Origin of the sequence: Pseudomonas sp. MYb60 (assembly GCF_002979555.1) — a bacterium.
In the GTDB taxonomy this organism is placed as follows: Bacteria; Pseudomonadota; Gammaproteobacteria; order Pseudomonadales; family Pseudomonadaceae; genus Aquipseudomonas.
This window is the reverse complement of the sequence record NZ_PCOZ01000001.1, coordinates 138,289-159,472: the sequence shown is the minus strand read 5'-3', so window position 1 is coordinate 159,472 and position 21,184 is coordinate 138,289. Positions and strand designations below refer to the sequence as shown.

15 protein-coding genes and 1 other RNA gene are annotated in these 21,184 nt (G+C 60.9%); 5 read left to right on the top strand and 11 right to left on the bottom strand.

From position 1 onward, the window contains the following. Window positions 1–219 precede the first annotated feature (219 nt). Window positions 220–573: RNase P RNA component class A (gene rnpB / locus CQ041_RS00760), an RNA gene on the bottom strand. Window positions 574–668: 95 nt separating this feature from the next. Next, window positions 669–1,574, bottom strand: a complete 906-nt coding sequence (gene rsmI / locus CQ041_RS00755; RefSeq protein WP_163002694.1) for a 16S rRNA (cytidine(1402)-2'-O)-methyltransferase — start codon at window positions 1,572–1,574, stop codon at window positions 669–671. 176 nt (window positions 1,575–1,750) lie between these two features. Here rsmI and CQ041_RS00750 point away from each other — a divergent pair, with 176 nt between their 5' ends. From CQ041_RS00750 to CQ041_RS00735, 4 genes are all read left to right on the top strand, one after another. Then, a complete protein-coding gene (locus tag CQ041_RS00750; RefSeq protein ID WP_105520839.1) occupies window positions 1,751–3,562 on the top strand; it encodes a penicillin-binding protein activator in 1,812 nt (603 codons plus the stop codon). Beyond that, on the top strand, window positions 3,562–3,933 hold the full coding sequence (locus CQ041_RS00745) for a YraN family protein (RefSeq protein WP_105520840.1): 372 nt from the start codon (window positions 3,562–3,564) through the stop codon (window positions 3,931–3,933). The genes CQ041_RS00750 and CQ041_RS00745 overlap by 1 nt, the downstream gene beginning before the upstream one ends. Before the next feature lie 92 nt (window positions 3,934–4,025). Beyond that, window positions 4,026–4,619 carry a phosphoheptose isomerase gene (locus tag CQ041_RS00740; protein ID WP_024073509.1) on the top strand — a complete coding sequence of 198 codons (594 nt, stop codon included), beginning with the start codon at window positions 4,026–4,028 and terminating at the stop codon, window positions 4,617–4,619. Further along, window positions 4,616–5,197 (top strand): BON domain-containing protein, encoded by a 582-nt coding sequence (locus tag CQ041_RS00735; RefSeq protein WP_105520841.1) that lies wholly within the window; start codon window positions 4,616–4,618, stop codon window positions 5,195–5,197. Before CQ041_RS00740 ends, CQ041_RS00735 begins: the two co-directional genes overlap by 4 nt. A gap of 97 nt (window positions 5,198–5,294) precedes the next feature. Here CQ041_RS00735 and CQ041_RS00730 read toward each other — a convergent pair whose 3' ends face one another. The 3 genes from CQ041_RS00730 to CQ041_RS00720 are packed head-to-tail and all read right to left on the bottom strand — an operon-like array spanning window position 5,295 to window position 8,848. Continuing rightward, the gene (locus CQ041_RS00730) at window positions 5,295–6,929 is read right to left on the bottom strand and encodes a GMC family oxidoreductase (RefSeq protein ID WP_105520842.1); all 1,635 of its coding nucleotides are present in this window, start codon (window positions 6,927–6,929) and stop codon (window positions 5,295–5,297) included. Then, window positions 6,926–7,444, bottom strand: coding sequence for a sugar dehydrogenase complex small subunit (locus CQ041_RS00725; protein WP_105520843.1), 519 nt, complete (start codon window positions 7,442–7,444; stop codon window positions 6,926–6,928). The genes CQ041_RS00730 and CQ041_RS00725 overlap by 4 nt, the downstream gene beginning before the upstream one ends. A 3-nt stretch (window positions 7,445–7,447) precedes the next feature. Continuing rightward, entirely contained in the window at window positions 7,448–8,848 is a 1,401-nt protein-coding gene (locus CQ041_RS00720) for a cytochrome c (protein WP_105520844.1), read from the bottom strand. 601 nt (window positions 8,849–9,449) lie between these two features. Between CQ041_RS00720 and CQ041_RS00715 the strand changes: the two genes are divergently transcribed. Continuing rightward, complete coding sequence (locus tag CQ041_RS00715) at window positions 9,450–11,090, top strand: methyl-accepting chemotaxis protein (protein WP_105520845.1); 1,641 nt, start codon at window positions 9,450–9,452, stop codon at window positions 11,088–11,090. Window positions 11,091–11,149: 59 nt separating this feature from the next. On the opposite strand, the gene CQ041_RS00710 is transcribed toward CQ041_RS00715, so the two are convergent. The 6 genes from CQ041_RS00710 to CQ041_RS00685 all read right to left on the bottom strand — a co-directional run bounded on the left by CQ041_RS00710 (window position 11,150) and on the right by CQ041_RS00685 (window position 21,121). Next, on the bottom strand, window positions 11,150–11,914 hold the full coding sequence (locus tag CQ041_RS00710) for an OmpA family protein (RefSeq protein WP_105520846.1): 765 nt from the start codon (window positions 11,912–11,914) through the stop codon (window positions 11,150–11,152). Window positions 11,915–12,109: 195 nt separating this feature from the next. Next, a complete protein-coding gene (locus CQ041_RS00705) occupies window positions 12,110–12,754 on the bottom strand; it encodes an MBL fold metallo-hydrolase (RefSeq protein WP_105520847.1) in 645 nt (214 codons plus the stop codon). 166 nt (window positions 12,755–12,920) lie between these two features. Beyond that, complete coding sequence (locus tag CQ041_RS00700; RefSeq protein WP_105520848.1) at window positions 12,921–15,650, bottom strand: LuxR C-terminal-related transcriptional regulator; 2,730 nt, start codon at window positions 15,648–15,650, stop codon at window positions 12,921–12,923. Window positions 15,651–15,805: 155 nt separating this feature from the next. Continuing rightward, window positions 15,806–17,170: a DUF1329 domain-containing protein gene (locus CQ041_RS00695; RefSeq protein ID WP_105520849.1), complete on the bottom strand. Its 1,365-nt coding sequence runs from the start codon at window positions 17,168–17,170 to the stop codon at window positions 15,806–15,808. Window positions 17,171–17,214: 44 nt separating this feature from the next. After that, window positions 17,215–19,107, bottom strand: coding sequence for a DUF1302 domain-containing protein (locus tag CQ041_RS00690; protein ID WP_105520850.1), 1,893 nt, complete (start codon window positions 19,105–19,107; stop codon window positions 17,215–17,217). A 331-nt stretch (window positions 19,108–19,438) separates the two neighbouring features. Then, window positions 19,439–21,121, bottom strand: a complete 1,683-nt coding sequence (locus tag CQ041_RS00685; protein ID WP_105520851.1) for a fatty acid--CoA ligase — start codon at window positions 21,119–21,121, stop codon at window positions 19,439–19,441. Window positions 21,122–21,184 lie beyond the last annotated feature (63 nt).

Here is a 21,184-nt window from a genome sequence, read left to right as displayed (position 1 = left end):
GGAGATTTAGGAGCGTAAAGGGAGGAGAAACCAGAGTTTGACGATGCTTGGGGCCCAACAAGCGCAAACAGCTCAAAGAGCTACGACTTAAAGTTAAAGTGATTTATTAAGAGTAAGATTTTTTTGGTATTACGAAGATGCATCTGCCAATGATTCGGCAGGGAGGGATTCTTGCGTTACTACCGGATTTCTGCTCGAGACTCGAGCAGAAGAAAAAAGGTGGAGAGTCGATCTATAAGCCGGGTTCTGTCTTGAACAGTCATTCGTCTACGATGGCCATCACTGGACATCTTTAGCAACCTACCCGGTCCCAGCGCGGGCCACGCCTTGGGACCCTATTTGGTCTTGCTCCAAGTGGGGTTTACCTAGCCACGAACTGTTGCCAGTCGTGCGGTGCGCTCTTACCGCACCTTTTCACCCTTACCGGCACCGAAGTGCTTAGGCGGTTATTTTCTGTGGCACTTTCCGTAGGCTCACGCCTCCCAGGCATTACCTGGCACTTCGCCCTATGGAGCCCGGACTTTCCTCCCCCCCCTAATTTTCATAGAGGGCAGCGACTGTCCAATCGACTCTCCGCCGCGCAGGTTAACGGCACGGCGCACTTAGGACAAGTAATAAAGTTCGTAACTGCCATCACGTTCAGACGAAATACCGGTTCCGCCCCGGAACTATTCGCCTTTCTGTTTATCCAGCGCCGCTTGATACAAGAGGTTCTTGCGCACACCGGTGATTTCCGCCGCCAATGCCGCCGCGCGCTTGAGCGGCATTTCCTTGAGCAACAGGTCCAGGATGCGCATGGCCTCGCTGGCAACCGCGTCCTCATCCTGCGGCGCCGTCCAGCCTGCCACCAGCACCACACACTCGCCGCGCTGTTGGTTGCTGTCACCTTCGACAAAGGCGCGCAGCTCTTCCAGAGGCAAGCCCTTGAGGGTTTCGAAGGTCTTGGTCAACTCGCGGGCCAGCAGCGCCAGGCGCTCGCCGCCGAACACCAGCTCCATGTCCTGCAGGCATTCGAGAATACGGTGAGGGGCTTCATAGAAGATCAGAGTGCGCGGCTCCTCCTTTAACGCCTGCAGTCGCGCACGGCGGCCCACGGCCTTGGCCGGCAGGAAACCTTCAAAGATGAACCGGTCGGAAGGCAGGCCCGCTGCCGACAATGCAGCGATCAGCGCGCACGCACCCGGAACAGGCACTACATTGATACCAGCGGCCCGCGCCTGGCGTACCAGGTGATAGCCCGGATCGGAAATCAGTGGCGTGCCCGCGTCGGAGATCAGTGCTACATCATCGCCGGCCAGCAAGCGCACGATAAAACGACTGCCTTCCTCGCGCTCGTTGTGCTCATGGCAGGCGGCGAGTGGCGTGCTGATGCCAAAATGCTGCATCAGGCGCTGGGAGTGTCGAGTGTCTTCGGCCGCGATCAATTTGACGTCGCGCAACACTTTCAGCGCGCGGGCACTGATGTCGTCCAGGTTGCCAATGGGCGTCGCCACGACAAAAAGCGAGCCTGCAGTGGAATTCAAAGGACCTGGAGCAGTCAAAACGCACACCTCGATGGTTGGCAAAAGCCGCATTGTAACGCGTAGACGTCTTGAAAATATGCCATCACGGTCGATGCCTTTTCAGCCATTGATGGCCAACCGCAACATTTGCACGACCTAAATCGACGGTTTCACGCCAGTAACATCGCGCCTGGGCCAGTGCTTGGGTACAATTCCACGCTAATTTGATCGGTATCAGGAACACTTACATGATCGCTTGCCTGCGGCTGCTCTCCGCCCTCTGCCTCGCTGCCCTGTTGGCCGCTTGCGCCAGCTCGCCCTCGTCCAGCCTTGGCGACCTTCCACGGACCCCGGACGCCAGTATCGAGCAACTGCTCGAACAGGCCACTACCGCCAAAACGCCAGAAAAGGCTGCCCTGCTGCGCTTGAGCGCGGCGGACCTGGCCTACAAGCAGAACAACGCTGCCCGCGCGTCGCAGATCCTGGCGCAGGTGCCGATCGAGGCCCTCAAGCCTGCCGCGCAGGTATTCGCCAGCACCCTGGCCGCCGAACTGGCGATGGGCCGCAACCAGCCCAAGGCCGCGCTGACGGCGCTGAGCCACCCAAGCCTGCAGAACCTCAAGGACCTGCCGGCTGACCAGCAAGTCCGTACCGGCACCGTGCATGCACGGGCGTATGAGGCCGATGGCCAGACCCTGGCCGCCGCCCGCGAGCGCGTCGCCATGGCCCCGCTGCTCACGGGCGATGCTGCCAGCAGCAATCACGACGCCATCTGGGCCCTGATCGCCGCGCTGCCAGCCGAACAGCTGCAAGCCAGCGGCAACCCGGCGCTCGACGGCTGGATCACCCTGGCCCAGGCCGTCAAGGGCGCCGGCACCCTGGAACAACAGCAGGCCGCCATCGACACCTGGCGTGCACAGAACCCGGGCCACCCGGCAGCCGTGCAACTGCCAACGCCACTGACCAAGCTCAAGGAACTGGCCAGCCAGCCCCTGACCAAGATCGCCCTGCTGTTGCCGCAAGATGGCCAACTGGCGAACGTTGGCAAGGCCCTGCGTGAAGGCTTCATGGCCGCGCACTACCAGGCGGAACAAGCCGGGCAAAAGCCACCGGTCATCGAGTTCTACGACAGCTCGCGCCTCACCTCCATCGATGACTTCTACGCCAAGGCCCAGGCTGCCGGCGTGCAATTGGTAGTAGGTCCGCTGGAAAAGCCACTGGTCAAACAGCTCAGCGCCCGCGCACAGCTGCCGATCACGACCCTGGCGCTCAACTACAGCGAGACCGACCAGAGCCCGCCGCAACTGTTCCAGTTCGGCCTGGCTGCTGAAGACGAAGCCCGCGAAGTCTCGCGCCGCGCCCGTGCCGATGGCCTGCACCGCGCGGCCGCCATGGTGCCCCGTGGCGAGTGGGGCGAGCGTGTCTACAAGGCTTTCCGCCAGGATTGGGAAGCCAACGGCGGCACTGTTCTGGGCGTCGAATACGTCGACCAGCCGGTCGCCCTGGCCAAGCAGATCGCCGATCTGTTCCAACTGCGCCAGAGCGAAGGCCGCGCCAAGAGCCTGCAAAGCACCGTCGGTACCGACGTCGCAGCGCAGCCGTCGCGTCGCCAGGACATCGAGTTCATCTTCCTGGCCGTGACCCCGCAACTGGCCCAGCAGATCAAGCCGACCCTGAACTTCCAATACGCCGGCGACGTGCCTGTGTATGCCACGTCCCACGTGTTCAGTGCCAGCGGTGACAAGAACCAGTACCTGGACATGACCAACGTGATGTTCTGCGAAACCCCTTGGCTGCTCAACACCACCGACCCGCTGCGCAACCAGGTCGCCGCACAATGGCCGCAAGCCAATGGCAGCCTGGGCCGCCTGTACGCCATGGGTGTGGACGCCTATCGCCTGGCACCGCGCCTGGGCCAGCTCAAGGCACTGCCGGATACTCGCGTCGATGGCCTGTCGGGCAACCTGGGCATCAGCAGCAATCAGCGCGTTGATCGCCAGATGCCATGGGCCAAGTTTGTCGGTGGCGAGATCCAGCGCCTGCCGGACACCCCGCGCTGATGCCCGAGCGGTCCCGCGCACAAAGCGGCAAGGACGCCGAACTTCAAGCGCTGAAACACTTGCAACAACAGGGTCTGCGCCTGCTGGCGCAGAACTGGTTGTGTAAACGCGGCGAGCTTGATCTGGTCATGCTTGACGGCGATACAGTAGTATTCGTCGAAGTCCGCTACAGAAAACACGCACAATGGGGTGGCGCGCTCGCCAGTATCGACGGGCGCAAGCGTCAAAAGCTGATACTCGCCGCGCAGTATTTCCTGCAAAAAGAGCATCACTGGGCCGACGCCCCCTGCCGTTTCGATGTGGTTGCCCTAGAAAGCACACCGTCTGGTCAGGCTGATCTGAACTGGCTCAAAGATGCCTTCGACAGCTGATTCGCCGGACATCTTCACCACACACTTTTGCTCTTTGCTTTGCGGGCTGCACATTCCTGTGCCAAACAGCCGCGCTACTTAAGGTCACACAGATGGACATGCAATCCCGAATTCGCCAGCTTTTCCAGGCCAGCATCGACACCAAGCAACAGGCGATGGACGTACTTGCACCGCACATCGAGCAAGCCAGTCAGGTCATGGTCAATGCCTTGCTCAACGAGGGCAAAATGCTTTCGTGCGGCAACGGCGGTTCGGCCGGCGATGCCCAGCACTTTTCCTCCGAGCTGCTCAACCGCTTCGAGCGCGAGCGCCCGAGCCTGCCGGCCATCGCCCTGACCACCGATTCGTCGACGATTACCTCGATCGCCAACGACTACAGCTACAACGAAATCTTCTCCAAGCAGATTCGCGCCCTCGGCCAACCGGGTGATGTGTTGCTGGCGATTTCCACCAGCGGCAACTCGGCGAATATTATTCAAGCGATCCAGGCCGCACATGATCGCGAAATGATTGTCGTAGCATTGACTGGACGCGACGGCGGCGGCATGGCCTCGCTGCTGCTGCCTGAAGATGTGGAGATTCGCGTTCCGGCCACTGTCACCGCACGTATTCAGGAAGTCCACCTGCTGGCGATCCACTGCCTGTGCGATCTGATCGACAGCCAACTGTTCGGGAGTGAAGAATGACCGTTAACCGCCTTGGCCTCTTGGCCATCACCCTCTGCGTCGCCATCAGCGGCTGCAGCACGGCAATCACCGCATCGCGCGATACGCCGATCCAGGACGACAAGGGCACCCGCACGTTCGGTAGCAAGATCGACGACTCGCTGATCGAGACCAAGGTCGAGGTCAACATTGCCAAGGCCGCCACCGACCTGGGCAATGGCGCCTCGCGCATTGTCGTCACCAGTTTCAACGGCGTGGTATTGCTCGCCGGCCAGACCCCGCGTGCCGACCTCAAGGCCCAGGCCGAACAGGCTGCCTCCACCGTGCAGCGCGTGAAAAAGGTCCACAACGAATTGCAGGTGATGGACCCGATCACGCTGTTGGCCATCAGCAATGACGCCCTGCTGACCACCAAGATCAAGACCCAGATGCTCACTGACAATGCCATTCCTGGCTCGCGCATCAAGGTGGTGACCGACAACGGCATCGTGTACCTGATGGGTTTGCTGACCCAGGCCGAAGCCACCCGCGCTGCCAACCTGGTGCAGGGTGTGTCCGGTGTGCAGAAGATCGTCAAGGTGTTTGAATACATCGATTGATCCACAACCTGCAGGAGCGAGCACGCTCGCTCCTGCAGACGGCAATAAAAAAGCCCCCTGCGCCAATGGCGTCAGGGGGCTTTTTGTTGCATACCCGTCAGACTTCGCTCACCAAAACATCAGCGATGCGAATACTCAACGCCGCACCCGTCAGCGTCGGGTTCACGCAGGACGACGATGGCATCACGCTGGTACCGGCGATGAACAGGTTGGCGTGATCGTGGCTGCGGCAATCGCGGTCGACCACCGAGTCCTTGGGGTTATCACCCATGATGGTGGTGCCCATGATGTGCTGGCGGTTCTGGAAGCCCACGTCAGTGCTGAGGATGTCGGCATCCAGCAGCTTGGCGAACTGTTTGAAATCCTCCAGGGCTTTCTCCTTGCCCGCATGCCAGTAGTCCGGAACGCTGTAGTAGATCTCGGGCACCGGCAGGCCGATGGCGTCGAACTTGGTCTTGCTCGGGGTAACGCGGTTTTCCGGCAGCGGCAGGGTTTCGAAGTCCACCGCCCAGTTGAGCGAACGCGCCGACTGCAGGCGAATCTGTTCGTCCAGCTTGGAGCCCAGCACGCCCTTGGCGATCAGGTTGGACGTGATCTGCGACGTCGGTACGGTGTTGCGCACCTTGATCTTGTAGCTCGGGTAGTCATTGCGGAACGCACCGTCACGGCTGTTCAGGTACACCAGCAGCTGGGTCGGCCCCTCGCCCGGCCACATGTCTTCCTTGGTCATCACGTTCATGCTGATGCCGGTGTGGTCCATCAGGTTGCGGCCCACTTGGTCGGACGAGTTGGCGATACCGTTGGGGTATTTGTCGGAGGTCGACATCAGCAACAGTTTCGGCGACTCGATGCCATAGGCGGCCAGCACAAAGTAGCGTGCGGTCAGCTTGTGGGTGGATTTGTCAGGGCGCATGTACCAGATAGCGGTGATCTTGCCGTCATCACCGGCTTCGATCTTGTACACCACCGAATTTTCCAGGACCTTGGCGCCATGGCGCTCGGCCTCGTCGATGTGCATCGAACCGTCATATTTAGCCGCAATCGGACACACCGGGTTGCAGTTGTTGTTGCCGGCACATGGCGGGCGCTTGCCGTAGGTACGGGTCGCACGACCGTTGGGCTCAAGGATCGGGTTGTAGCCGCCCTTGCCGAGCATCTCCGACAACCGTGTGAACATGTAGCTGGGCTTGAGGCCTTCCATCGGGTACGGGATCGAACGTGGCGGAAATGCGTCACCGCCCTGCCCGCTTTCGTCCTGGCCATCGACGCCGGACACACCCAATTCAGTTTCTGCACGGGCGTAGAAAGGTTCGAGTTCGTCGTAGCTGATCGGCCAGTCACGGCCACGGCCATACAGAGACTTCAGGCGAAAATCGTTCGGCAACATGCGCCACAGCGACGACCCGAAGTGCCAGGTAGTCCCCCCCACGACCCGCAGGTAGGACGTGTTGTATTTGACCGGCCCGACCTGCTGCAAGTAATCGCCATAGGTCGACGGTGCGTGGGGCAGGCTCGGATACGGCGAACCGGCGCCCTGCAACTTGGCGTTGGCCAGCGACAGCTTGACCGGCGCATTGCGGAACGTTTCCACCACGTCACGGCGATTCACCCGGGGACCGGCCTCCAGGACGATCACCGACTTGCCGGCCTTGGCCAAGCCGGTGGCAATCAGGCCACCCATCACGCCGGAGCCGATGATGACGACATCGGCATCGAATTCAGCCTTGCTCATAGTTTGATGTCCTGTGGCGCTTTGGGTTTGGGGCCCCATGAAGCGGGGCCGCCACCGTAAGAGGGAATGATGAGGGTGCCGTGGGTGGGCCGGTACATCAGCGCTTCGCTATAGGCGACGAGTTCCGCGTCGGCCGGCTCGCCGACAATGCCCAGATACCAGGCCGAGATGATGCTGGTGGCCGTCGCTTTCAACGAAGGATCGGCATCGGCAATCGCCAGGTAGTCATCCACGTGCGACAGGCCGCGTTCGCCGATCAGTTGTTTGAGGGCGATGGCGTTGGTCGAGAAGTTCGGTGCGCGCTTGTCCAGGGCCGCGTAATAACGCGCCGCCAGGACAGGATTGACCGTGCGACTGACCAGAAACTGCGACAAGGCGATGAAGTCCGCTTCCGACTGCGCCGCCGCCATGGCCGATTGCCAAGGCATCAAACCGCTGACGAGCGCGCCCAGCCCCAGGGTGACCGAACCGCGCAGCAGGCTGCGGCGCGACAATGCATTGAGTGATGAGTCCATGGGTCAGACCTCCCGACGTCGGCGACGAACGATGACGATCACCGCCAGGGCAATCAGGATGACAACTGCGACAATGGCCGGAATGGTGTACTGGGCCATCACGGCCAACGGTGCCTTGGGCCCGCCTTCGCGGGCTTGGGCCACATCGGCGGCCGTCACGTGCAACGCGTTGTTGCCGTAGCGGGACAGCACGTAGTTGCTCACATCGGCGATCTGCTGGTCGTTGAGGCGGTCGGTGAACAGGGCATCCGGACCGAACGCCGGCATGTCGATTTCCACCCCGTCCACTTCACGGTGCACGCCATAGACGATGGCGGCGATCAGGTTGTCGCTGCGAGCGGTGGCGGTGTTATGGAACAGCGACGGGTATTCCTGCGTCCCTTGCCCGTTGGGCTGGTGGCAGTTGGCGCAGGTGCCGCTGAAGATGTGCCAGCCCGGATTATCGTCAGGCTTTCCGCCGCGCAGGGTCAGCTCATCGGTAGACGGCTGGCCGAACGCGTGCCGTGCCTTGGTTTCACCCGTGTTGATCGGCTGGGTTTGCAGCAGGTAGGCGGCTACTGCCTTGAGATCCACTTCATCCAGGTGTTGCAGGCTGTGTTCTACCGCTTCAGCCATCGGGCCAGCGGCTTGCGCCTTGCCTTCCACGTGGCCAGTGCGCAGGTAGGCCACCAGTTCATCGCTGGACCAGGCGCCAATCCCGCTGGTTTTGTCAGATGTGATGTTCGGCGCATACCAGGCGCCCAGCGCGCCACCCGCCAGCGGCTTGCTGTTGTCAGCCGCCATTAGCACGTTACGCGGGGTGTGGCAGGTGTCGCAGTGGGCCAGGGCATTGACCAGGTAGTCGCCGCGGTTCACTTCAGCGGATTTTGCAGGGTCCGGCGTGAAGCGCTTCTGACTATGGAACAGCGCGTTCCAGCCCAGCATCGAGGCGCGGATGTTGAACGGGAAGTCCAGCGCGGTCTTTGGAGGGGTGCTGTCGACGGGCTGCACTTCGTGCATGAAGTAGTGGTAGAGGTCCGCGACGTCGGCGTCGGTCATTTTCGCGTAGGAGGTATACGGCATGGCCGGGTACAGGTGGGTGCCATCCGGTGTCACGCCGTCGCGCACTGCGCGGGCGAATTGCTCAGCGGTGTAGCCACCGATACCGGCTGTTTTCGATGGGGTGATATTGGTCGAGTAGATCACGCCCATCGGCGAGCTGAGGGCGTAACCCCCGGCAAACGCCTTGCCCCCTGGCTCGGTGTGACACGCCACGCAGTCCGCCGCGACCGCCAGGCGCTTGCCCGCTGACGCCGTGGCATCCAGTGCCTGGCCGTGCGCACTGCCAGCCCCCCAAACGACGAGCGCCAAAGCGCCCGTCAAGGCATGTCTGATGCCTTTCTCCCTAACCGTTTTACGCGGCATGTCTGATTACCCTACGCAACTGCACTCATGGCTTCACGGATTCGTAAGCTCTGACGGCCTATCGAATTATTCATGTTGTTATCGGTTGTCATACGACAAGAAGGCGCGAATATTTCACGCTGAGCAATATTTGGCAACAACTTAAAAGGCCAAATGCCATCAATTTATGGTTTGAGTAGAAGCGTCTAAATCAATGCTTTTAGAGCATAAGGCGCGATGACGCTGGCAACACTAATAAGATTTTTAGTAAAAATGGACGGTTTTCTGTGAATTTTCGGCATGCTTGCACGTATGTGCTGAGATCTTGAAATTTTCGCAAACCTCAAAACTCTTCAAATACAACACTATCTTATTGATTTATATGAATTTTATTCTTTTTTTTATTGAGCGACCCGGGGGCATCCCTCCTCGACCCCCTTAGGCGGATGCAGCTCAAAAACCACTATAAACCACGCTAAAACCCCTGTTTTAGAGCGGTTTAACCGCCTGACACATTCAGCAAACCTTAAGTCCTGGACGATGATGTCGATAGTAGTACGACAACTACTGGCAACCCCTCGGGTGCCGGACGAATCCATCAGCATCCTTCCAGGACGAAACGATGAGCTGGCTCAACGACGCAAAACTCTCAACCAAACTAATCACATCCTTCTCACTGTGTGCCCTGATCACTCTGGGGGTCGGTGTGCTGGGAAGCCGGGGGGTGTCGGCGCTGTCGGAAAGCCTCAAGTCGGTATTCGAAAACAACTTGGTGTCCATCGCCAACACGGCCCAGAACAAGGTCAAGGCCGTGGGGCAAAGTCGCGACTTGTATCGCCTGTATGCTGCGTATAGCAGCAATGCCCCGCAGAGCACCAAAGACGAATTCATAGCCTCGATGAACGCCAACCGATTGGCCAGCGAGAAGGCATTCGCGCTGTATCGCCAGCGTCCCATGGCCGATGACGAACGCGCGGCCGGTGACAAAATGGAGCGCGACTGGCCGGCCTACCAAGCCATGGTCCAGCAGTACATTGCCCTGCTGAACGCAGGTGAGCTGGATAAGGCGCGGGAATTTCTGTTCGGCGACCTGCAAAAATCCTATCGGGTGGTGATGGATGAGCAGACCATCATCGTCGACTCCAACGACCGCCAGGTCTCGGAAAGCGCGGCCGACGCTGCAGTCCAGGAAGCGTCGGCGAAGAACACCCTGTACTCGGGCATCGTGCTGGCGTTTATCGCTGCCATTCTGCTGGGCCTGTTTATCAGCCGTCTGATCAGCCGTCCGATCGCCATTGCCGTCGCCAGCGCGCGACGTATTGCCGATGGCGACCTGACCCAGGCCATCACCAGCACCGGCCGCGATGAAACCGGCCAACTGCTGAGCGCCCTGGGGGATATGCAAAACAGTTTGAAACAGACCATCCATCAGATCGCCAGCGCGTCGGATCAATTGGCTTCAGCCGCTGAAGAACTGACCGCTGTGACCGATAACGGCAGCCGCAGCCTGGTTCGCCAGAACGATGAAATCCAACAGGCCGCCACGGCGGTGACCGAGATGACCTCGGCCGTGGAAGAAGTAGCACGCAATGCCGTGTCCACTTCCGAGGCGTCCCACGCCACCAGCGAGCAGGCCACCAATGGCCGCGACCAGGCACGCAAGGCCGTCACCGCGATCAACCACGCCACCACTGAAATCGACTCGTCCACCGGCATGGTCAGGGATTTGGCCGGGCAGGTACGGGACATCGGCAAAGTGCTGGACGTGATTCGCGGCATTGCCGAACAGACCAACCTGCTGGCCCTGAACGCTGCCATCGAGGCTGCCCGGGCGGGTGAGCAGGGCCGTGGCTTCGCCGTCGTGGCCGACGAAGTCCGCGCCCTCGCCGCTCGTACCCAGGCATCGACCGGAGAAATCGAAGGCATGATCAATGCCGTGCAAAGCAGCGCCGACCAAGCCGTCGGCGCCATGGGCAAAAGCCAGATGCTGGTCAATGACACTCAGTCCCTCGCCCAGGCCACGGGTGAAGCACTGGAATTGATCGCCGACGGCATTTCCCAGATCAACGAACGCAACCTGGTGATCGCCACGGCTTCGGAAGAACAGGCCCATGTGGCCCGTGAGGTGGATCGCAACCTGGTGAACATTCAGGACCTGTCCACGCAAACGGCGGCCGGTGCGCACCAGACCAATGCATCGACCCAGGAGCTGTCGAACCTGGCGCTGTCGTTCAATGCACTGGTAGGCCGCTTCCGCTTGTAACAGGCAGCGCGAGCACAAAAAAGGGCGCCTGGTGAGGCGCCCTTTTTATTGCTCGGAGGTTACTGGTACTGCGAGTACGGGTTGCCCTGGAACTGGTTGTTCTGTTGTTGCTGAGCAGCAGGCTGCTGGTACTGCTGGCCTGGGATCGGGCCGAGGTTCACTTCGACGCGACGGTTCTGGGCACGGCCGTTGACGTCGGCGTTGCTGGCAATCGGGTTATCCGGACCGGCACCGCGAGCGCTCAGGTTGGCAGCACTCACGCCCTGAGAGGTCAGGTAGTTGGCCACGCTCTGCGCACGACGCTGGGACAGGTCCATGTTCAACTGGCGGCTACCCGTGCTGTCGGTGTAACCGACAATCTGGATGGTGTTCTGGTTGAACTGCTTCAACGAGTTGGCCAGGTTGTTCAACGGTTGGTAGAAGCTGCTGGAGATCGCATCCGAGTTGGTGGCGAAGGTGATGTTACCCGGCATGATCAGCTTGATCTGGTCACCTTGGCGCTGAACCTCGACACCGGTGTTGGCCATGCTTTCACGCAGTTTCTTTTCCTGCTGGTCAGCGTAATAGCCATAACCTGCAGCACCGGCACCGGCCACCACCGCGCCGATCAGCGCGCCCTTGCCACGGTTGTTGTGGTCGATGGCCGCACCCGCCAAGGCACCGGCCAGGGCACCCAGACCACCGTATTTGGCAGTCTTGCTCATGCCGCCGGACTCATTGCTTGCCTGTCCCTGGCTGCTGCCGTCATACGGATTTTGGTTGGCACAGCCGCTCAATAGGGCGACCACGGTGGCGACAACAAGCAGACGACGCGAAGTAAACATGAAGGGAGCTCCTACTTTTGCATTCTAAGGTGCAGAGGACATTGGCAATGGACCTGTGCCGAGTTTGGAACGCGACAAACCGCAAAAATTCCGTGGCCGCGCCCTAACCTGTAACAAAAGGGTTCAGGACCTGACCGCTATAGAAACCCTAGCAGAGCCTGGCTGAACGCGACCTGAGTTTTAGCCACGACGCCGTCACGCCCGTACAAACGGGTTCTCGCGCATTTCGTCGCCCAAGCGTGTATCCGGACCATGACCGGCCACCACCGTCGCGCCTTCATCCAGGGTGTACAGGCGCTGCTTGATCGAGCGCACGATGGTGGCCTGATCGCCGCCCCACAAGTCCGTGCGCCCGACACCGCGTCGAAACAGCGTGTCGCCGGCGATCAACAACTGGGCATCGGCAAACCAGAAACTCATCGAGCCTGGCGTGTGTCCCGGTGTATGCAGCGCTACGCCGCAACCGCAGGCCAACTCCTCGTCATCCTCCAGCCAGCGATCCGGTGCCGGCACTGGGGTGTAGGGCACGCGAAACATCTGACATTGCATCTCGAGGTTGTCCCACAGGAACTTGTCCTCCTTGTGCAGGTGCAGGGTAGCGCCGGTTTTTTCCTTCAACTGGCCGGACGCCAGAAAGTGATCAAGGTGTGCATGGGTGTGGATGATGCTGACGACTTTCAGGCCCAAGGCCTCGAGCCGCGCCAGGATCAATTCGTGGTTGCCGCCCGGGTCGACCACGATGGCTTTTTTGGTGATGGGGTCGCCAATGATGGTGCAGTTGCACTGCAACGGGCCGACGGGGAAGGTTTCGCGGATGAGTGTCGGCGTCTGGGTGTGCATGGGGGCCTTGGCAGCAAGTGAAGGGTCGTAATCGGGCGGCTCAGTGGCTCTGTTTTTTCTAACATAACATTTTATGACCTGCGCCCACGGCCTCGCAATGTTGAAACAGCTCACCCCCCAGAGTACATCGGCGATGCCCTACCCTGAATCGCCCCAGAGTCAGCCCCTAACCAATCAACCGCAACTCCTGCGCCCGCGCCACAGCCTGCGTGCGCCGCTCCACCCCAAGCTTGCTGTTGATATGGCTCGCATGGGTTTTCACGGTGTGCAGGGAGATGAACAGCCGGTTGCTGATTTCCTGGTTGGAGCAGCCTTCGGCAATCAATTGAAGTACCGCCAGCTCACGGGCGCTGAGGGTGTCGTGGGTCGATGCGGGCTCCACGACCACCGCTGCGGGCAGCAGCGCCAGCAGGCTCTGGTTCAGCAAACCGTGGGGGTCCTTGCCGAGCTGCTCGCGCATCCACGCCGGGTGATTTTCCAGCAATCGCTGGAACGGTTGCAGGGCGCCACCGGCACCCGCCTCAAGGGCCTGGGCAAGCACCGGCCGCGCTTTGGCTTCGGGGCCGTTTTCCAGCAGCAATTGCGTGCGCTGCGTGAGGGCCATCAGGGCGATCATCTGGCGCCCGCTGTTGTGGGCCTGTTGGGCCAATGCGTCGAGACGTTCCAGCGCTGCGCCGGGTTGACCACGTGTAGCGTCGAGCGCCGCCTGCTGCAAACCTATATGTTGCGGCAGGTGCGGGTGAAACTCCGGCGCAGCAGCGGCGTGCGCACCGTTGTAGGTTTGCCCCAGGCGTGTCAGCCAGGCGTCGGCCAGGTCGGTGCGGCCCTGGGCCAACCACAGCTCGCACTTGATCAGGGTGATCATCGCCAGGTAGTAGATCGGCGGCACATCCCAGATGTGCATCAGCCGTTCGGCTTCGGCCAGTTCGGCAAAGGCTTTCGGGAAATCGTTGCAGCGCCCTTCGAAGCTCGCGATGACGCAGTGCCCGATCAGCACGCTGATGTCGCGACAGGCACGCGCCTCAGCAAGGCCAGCGCGCAGCCGCACAATGCCCGCGTCAGGCTGGCAGCGCACCAGCAACAGGTAACCTTCGTACAGCGACAGCCGTGCACGCACCGCATACAGCCGCTGAGGGGCCAGGCCGTGAAGGCGTTGCAGGCCTTGGCGCACTTCATCCAGTGAACGCAGGATTTCGCCACGGGCCTGCAACACCCGCGCCCGGTCGTAATGGGCCAGGGCCTCGAACAAAGGGTTGCCGACCCGTTGCGCCAGCTCCAGGGATTCACGGTTCAGCCCACGTGCACGCCACAGGTCTGCATCAACGATGGCCAGGTTTGACAGCGCTGACAGGCACATCAGCCGCTGACCGTAGCGGCGCTGCGGCAGGCTTTCCAGGGCTTCGCTGCAATAGCGCTGGGTGAGCTCGCGGTCGCCGCGCCCACGCGCAATGATCCCGCTCAACGCCAGCCACTGGGCCAGCATCGACTTCTGCGCGGTGGCCGATGGCGCCGGCAGGAAGCGGCTGAGGTAGCTGGACAATTCTTCCGCTGCGTCCAACTGGCAGGCCAGGCCCAGGGCCCAGCTGTACAGCACGATCAAACGCGGTGTGCTGATCAGCAGGCTGTCGGGCAAGTCCATTTTCCAGCGCAGCAGCATGCCCACGTTCTGCTCGGCCAGCAGTTGCTCTTCGGACAGGTTCTGCACCAGGTTGGCGGCCACATCCAGGTGGCCCGCGCGCAACGCCTGCTCAACCGCCTCATCGATCAAACCCTGGGCGTTGAACCAACGGCAGGCGCGCAGGTGCAGGCTCGCGGCAGGCAACACGTTGCTGCTGGCGCGACGGGTGCGCAACAGGTCGGAAAAGAGGTGGTGATAGCGGTACCAGTGCCCCTGATCGTCCAGGGGCACGAGAAAAACCTGATGCGCTTGCAGGTAACGCAGGATTTCGGCGCTGTCGTGGGCTTCGCGCACGCCGTCGCACAGCGCACTGCAAAAACGCTCCAGCGGCGCCGTATCGAACAGAAATGCCTGGACGTCGGCCGGCAGGCAGTCGATCACCTCTTCAAGCAGGTAGTCGCGGATCAGCCCCTCGCCCCCGTGCAGGCTTTGCGGCAAGGCGCCCTCATCGCCGGCTTCGGACGCGGCCAGCAACCAGAAGCGCAGGCCGGCCACCCAGCCTTCGCTGCGACGGATCAAGTTGTCGAGGGCTTCGCCCTGCAACGAGGTGCTGTGGTGGTCGAGGACGGCCAGGGACTCGGTGTGCGTCAGGCGCAGGTCCTGTTCATTCAGCTCCAGCAAGTGCCGCGACAGGCGCAGGCGTGCCAGGTGCCAATCGGGACGCTGGCGACTGGTCACCAGTACCACCAGGCCATCCGGCAAATGATTGAGGAAGAACTGCAGGCAACGATCCAGCACCGGCCCTTGGGCCAGATGGTAGTCATCCAGCACCAGCAACAGCGGTGCACGCGTGGACAACTGCACGGCCAGCTCATCGAGCAGGCCGTCGAGCCATTCTTCAAAGGCAAAGGGTTGGTGACGCTGGCGCATTTTCAGCAAGCCCAGGGATTGGGCGCCGAGTTGCGGAAAAAATTGCTGCAAGCCGTCGAGCAGGCGCTCGAGAAAACGGCCTGGGTCATTGTCACGCGGGCTCAGTCCCAGCCACAGGCTTTGCCAGTGAGCGGGCAGGCTCTGACAGAACTCCACCGCCAGCGAACTCTTGCCGAACCCCGCCGGTGCGCTGACCAGCAGCAGACGCCCTTCCAATCCAGCACCCAGCCGTTCGCACAGCCGCGGGCGCAGCACGTAGCCGTCAGGCAGGGGTGGCCTGTAGAAGCGACCTTCCAGGGTCGGGATTACCGCACTGGCAGGCCCTTGGAATCGGGACAGATCAGTCATCGCCGGGCTCTTGTAGAAGGCTGTGGTCGGCATTGCAGATGTCCGCAGACTAGCGGTAAAAGCGGCGGTTTTGTAGATCTTTGCTACAAATGCCTGAAAAAGAACTGCGACAAGAAATGTGAGAGGGGCTTGCCCCCTCTCACCTTCACATCGGTTTAGCGCACGCCAGACTGGCGAAGGGCGGCAGGGGAGAAATCAGCGGTGGAGGCAGTGAAGCCGAAGTTGTAGGCCGACTTTTCCTCGTTCTTCATGCCCAGGGCCAGGTAGCGGCCGGACTGCAGGTCGTAGAGGGTTTCCAGGGCGTACCACGGCACTTGCTTGTCGTAGTAGTTCTCGGAGTGCGCTTCGGCCACTCGCCACAGTTGGCCACGACCGTCGTAATGGTCGATCACGGCGGCTTGCCAGGTGTCTTCATCGATATAGAAGTCACGCTTGGCGTAGATGTGGCGCTGGCCTTCCTTCAAGGTCGCGACCACGTGCCAGACGCGGCGCAGCTCATAGCGGGTCAGGTCCTGGTTGATATGGCCAGCCTTGATGATGTCAGCGTACTTGAGCTTGGGATCGTCGATCTTGTAGCTGTTGGAGGCGATGTACATCTCTTTCTTGCCTTCCAGCTTCCAGTCGTAGCGATCCGGCGCGCCGTTGTACATGTCGAGGTTGTCGGAAGTCCGCAGGCCATCGGCAGCGGTACCCGGGCCGTCATAGGACACTTGCGGCGCCCGGCGCACACGGCGCTGGCCAGCGTTGTAGACCCACGCCGAACGCGGCTCCTTCACCTGGTCCAGGGTTTCGTGCACCAGCAGCACACCACCGGCCAGACGTGCCGGCGCGGTCACTTCCTGCTTGAAGTAGAACAGCACGTTGCCCGGGTTCTTCGGGTCGAAATCCTTCATCTTGTCGCGGAACACGAACTGGTCCTGGAAATACACCAGGCTGTAGGAGCCATTGGTCTGCGGCGTAGCCTGGGTCACCAGGCGCGTCACGCTGCCGCCGCGGTAGCGGGTGATGTGGTTCCAGATCACTTCCACACCGCTTTTCGGGATCGGGAACGGCACGGCCGTCTCGAAGTTCTCCAGGCCGTTGCCACCGGACACCAGGTTGGTGCTGGTGGCGTTTTTCTTGATGGACGCGAACACATCCGCCGGCACCGTGGCGCCGCGATGGGTCGGATAGACCGGCATCTTGAAGGAGTCCGGGTAGCGCTTGAACATCGCGTATTGGCCCGGCGCCAGCTTGTCCTTGTACTGATCGACGTTCTTCGCGGTGATGGTGAATTGCGGTTGTTCGCTGGCGTACGGGTTGGCCAGGAAGCCTTTGCTATCGACCGCACCGGCATTGGTGGCCAACGGGGTCCATTTAGGAATGGTGCCCGCCGCGTTCCCGGCCATTTCCGCACCCATCGGCGTCAGTGTCGTGCCCAGCTTGGCGGCTTCATCCGCCGACACTGCCGCCATGACGCTGCTCGCCAGGATCGACAGCCCAAGCACACCCACGTGCAACAGACTTTTGGTTATTTTCATGTTCTGGTTCTTCCTGAAAATACATGCATCTAAAAAAAGTGTGCTTAGAAGTTCACGCCGACGCTGAGGGCGACGAAGTCGCGGTCATCCACCGTGCTGTAATCGCCACCGAAGAAATTGGTGTACGCCAGGCTTGCGGTGTAGGTGTTCTGATACTCGGCATCGAGGCCCAGGCTGACGGCTTTGCGGCCTTCTTCGAAGTTCGCACCGGGACCTGGCGAATAGCCTTTGACGTCGTGGGACCAAGCTACGCTCGGCTTGAGGTTGACCCCGGCAAAAACGTCCGGATAGTCCCAGATGGCGCGGGCGCGGTAGCCCCAGGAAGTGGCGGTGGTGAAGCCGTCGTTGTTGCAATTCGCTGAACGATTGCTGGCATCTGCACCAGGCCCCGCACCGACGATGGTGCCCGTGTTGAGGATCTGCGAGCAGGTGTTCGCCGCCCCGGTGGCCGGCAACGAGCCAGGACCGAATACAGGGTCACGACCGTAACGCGCCTCGGACTTGCTCTCCAGGCCACCCACATGGGTCACACCCACTTCACCCACCATGGTCAGGCGACTCGCGCCCATCACTTGGTCGAAGAAGTGCGTGAACGTGGTCTGGAACTGAGTGACTTCCTTGCGACGATATCCGTGCAGGTCAGCACCTTGTGCACCTCTGAGCGGAGAGGCATTGGCATAGATGCCGCCCAAATCCCTCACGCCGGCATACAGAATGTCGGTGGTATTGAGCTGCACGGGCGCATTGGGGCGATAGCTGAGTTCACCGCTCCACGCCGTGCCGGTAGGCAAGGTGGTCGAGAAACTCAAGCCATAAAGGCGGATGTCTTCCGGATACTCGATGAAGTACTTGGAGTTACCGGCGATCCACACCGGCGCTGCCGTGCCGAAACCCGGTGCAATCGCGAATGCCGAAGCAGGCGCTGCCGTGGCGCTGAAGATCGGCGCGCGGCTGTGATAGTTCATGAAATAGGCACCGAATTCGGTGTCCAGCGGCTCGAAGTTATAGTGCATGGCCGCGCCGAACTGGCCGCTGTCACGGGCATCCCTGTCACCGCTACGGCGAACCAGCGTGCCCTCTTCGTTGACGTTCACGCCGCGCGATTCCATCGCAGCCAACGCTCCGCGCCCAGCTGCAGTCGCCGCGATGGTCGAACGTTTGGAGAGCAACCTCAGGTTGTCGTTGCAGCCATCGGACACCACGTCCGGTTGCGAGAAGAACGTGCCGCAGTTGTCGGTAACTGTCTGGTCCCATTCCAGCTGGTAGAACGCCTCGGCCGACAAGTTATCCGTCAACGTTTGCGACACGTAGAACATGTTGACCGGAATCAAGCCTTCCTTGATCTCGGCCCCTGGACGACGAAACGCGGACACGTCGATAGGGTTGATCGAGTTGATACCGCCGCCGATGAAGGTACTTTCCCCCCAGCTCACCACCTGCTTGCCAAAACGCACGCTGCCCGGCTGATCGGCAATCGAGTAGTTGTGGTACACGAAGGCATCGAGAATCTGCCCACCCGACGACTTGGCGCCCTCTTTACGGTTGCTGTCGCTGATGTCCTTGAATTGCCGACTTTCGTCCTTCAATTCGAAGTCATACCAATACTTGCCACGCACGAACACACCGGTATCGCCGTACTTCAGTTCCAGGTCATGGATGCCCTTGAAGATCTTCGAGAAGGTCTCGCCACGCTTGAAGTTCAGGTGACCATCGTCAGAGGTCTGGGACAGGCCAGCTCCGCCATTGTTGACACCGATCAGGTCTTTGTTGGGTTTGGCCGTACCCCAACTCGCACCCACGGACAGAGACGAGTCAAAACTCCCTTCGATTTCACCGATGTTGAAACTGACGCCGAATGCAGGCCCGGCGAGCGTAGAGGCGAGGCTGACGGCCAGAGGCAATCTTGCCCGGCGCCAGAACTGGTTTACTGAGGTCATCGACGCTACTCCATGTGCATTATTGTTATGGCAGTGAGTTCATTCTGTGATGCGTGTAACGGCCGGAATACAACGATTCCAATGCCGCTCGGCAACCGAGCCCCCATGGCCCGAAGCGGAACATCCGTGAAAAACTCTGAGAGGGACTATAGCCAGCAGGGGGTAGTGCTTGATCCCTCTAAAGTGTGATTTGCATCACCGACCCGTCTGCCACGACCCTTTCGCCACGTCGGCGAGGGCCGACGCGGGAAGGATGGCTGAAAATCCGCAAATCACAAGTAAAGCCGCCAGATAGAGCATTGCCGTGCCCGGACGGGCACGGCGAGAGGGCTTAGAGGGTGGAGAGGAAGGCGCTGTTATTGGTCTGCCATTCAATGATGTCGATGCGGATACGTTTTTTGTCGAGCTTGCCGACGCTGGTCTTGGGAATTTCCGTAACAACGGCGATCTGGCTCGGAATCGCCCACTTGCTCAAGTGGCCCAATTCCACGAACGGCTTGAGGTGCTCCTTGAGCTCGCGAGCCCCAATCACATGGCCGTCACGCAACACCAACAGTGCAAATGGCCGCTCACCCCACTGCGGATCGGCGATGCCCACCACCGCTACTTCGCGTACCGCCGGGTGACGACTGACCAGGTCTTCGAGCGCCAGGGACGAAATCCACTCGCCGCCGGTCTTGATCACGTCCTTGATGCGGTCACGGATATCGATCACGCCAAAGGCATCCAGGGTGGCCACGTCGCCGGTGTGCATCCAGCCGCCCTCCCACAACTCGGCGCCCTTCTGCGGCTCGTTGTAATAGCCTTCGGTGAGCCAGGGTGCGCGCAGCACCAGTTCGCCCTGGGACTCGCCGTCGGCGGGCAGGAAATTGCCGTCGCTGTCGACAATCGCCGCTTCCACCAACGGCCCCGGCACGCCGGCCTTGATGCGGTAAGTGGTGCGTTCATCCTCGGTGCCGGCCAACAGTTCTTCATTGAGGTGAGCGCAGGACACCAGTGGCCCGGTCTCGGACATGCCATACGCGGCGGTCAGTTGAATCCCGCGGGCCTTGGCGGCTTCGTACAGCGTGCGATTGAGTGCGCTGCCGCCGATGACGATTTTCCAGCCGCCGAAATCCACGTCCTGGGCGGCCTTGGCGTTGAGCAGCATTTGCAGGATGGTTGGGACGCAATGGGAGAAGGTGACCTTTTCCTTGCGCCACAGCTCCACCAGGTATTCCGGATCGTAGCGACCGGGATAGACCTGTTTGAGCCCAAGCATGGTCGCCACATAGGGCAGTCCCCAGGCATGGACGTGGAACATCGGCGTGATCGGCATGTACACGTCGTTGGTGCCCAGCAGGCGCACGCTGTCGACGCTGCCCATGATGGTCGCCACGCCGATGGTGTGCAGCACCAGTTGGCGATGGGTGAAGTACACGCCCTTGGGGTTACCGGTGGTGCCGGTGGTGTAGAACGTGGTGGCGACAGAATGCTCGTCGAAGTCCTGGAAATCGTATTGGGGGCTGGCGGCCGCCAGCAGGGTTTCATATTCGCCCACCAGGTTCGGCAGCTCGGCGGTTTTCGCGTCTGCATCGGTGAGCAGCAAGGTCTTGTCGACCGTGGTGAGCTGCCCGGCAATCGCCTGGTAGAGCCCGACGAACTCACTGTTGACCAGCACGAAGCGGTCTTCGGCGTGGTTCATGGTGTAGAGGATCTGTTCCGGCGAAAGGCGCACGTTGATGGTGTGGATCACTGCGCCGATCATCGGGATGGCGAACATGCATTCCAGGTAGCGATGGCTGTCCCAGTCCATCACGGCCACGGTGTCACCGGCCTTCACACCCGCCTCGGTCAGCACATTGGCCAGGCGCGCGACCCGCTCGATCAGGGTGGGATAGGTGTAGCGCAGCTTGTCGCGGTAGACGATTTCCCGGGTTTTCTCGTAGCGGGTGCCGGACATCAGCAGGCGTTTGATCAACAGCGGGTATTGGTACGCGCCTTCGGCGGGGGGGATAACGCGGGTCTGCAACATAGGAATCCCTTTTATGACTGCACGGTCTTGGCTGAAAGACTTGCACTGTAGAGCGCCTGGGTT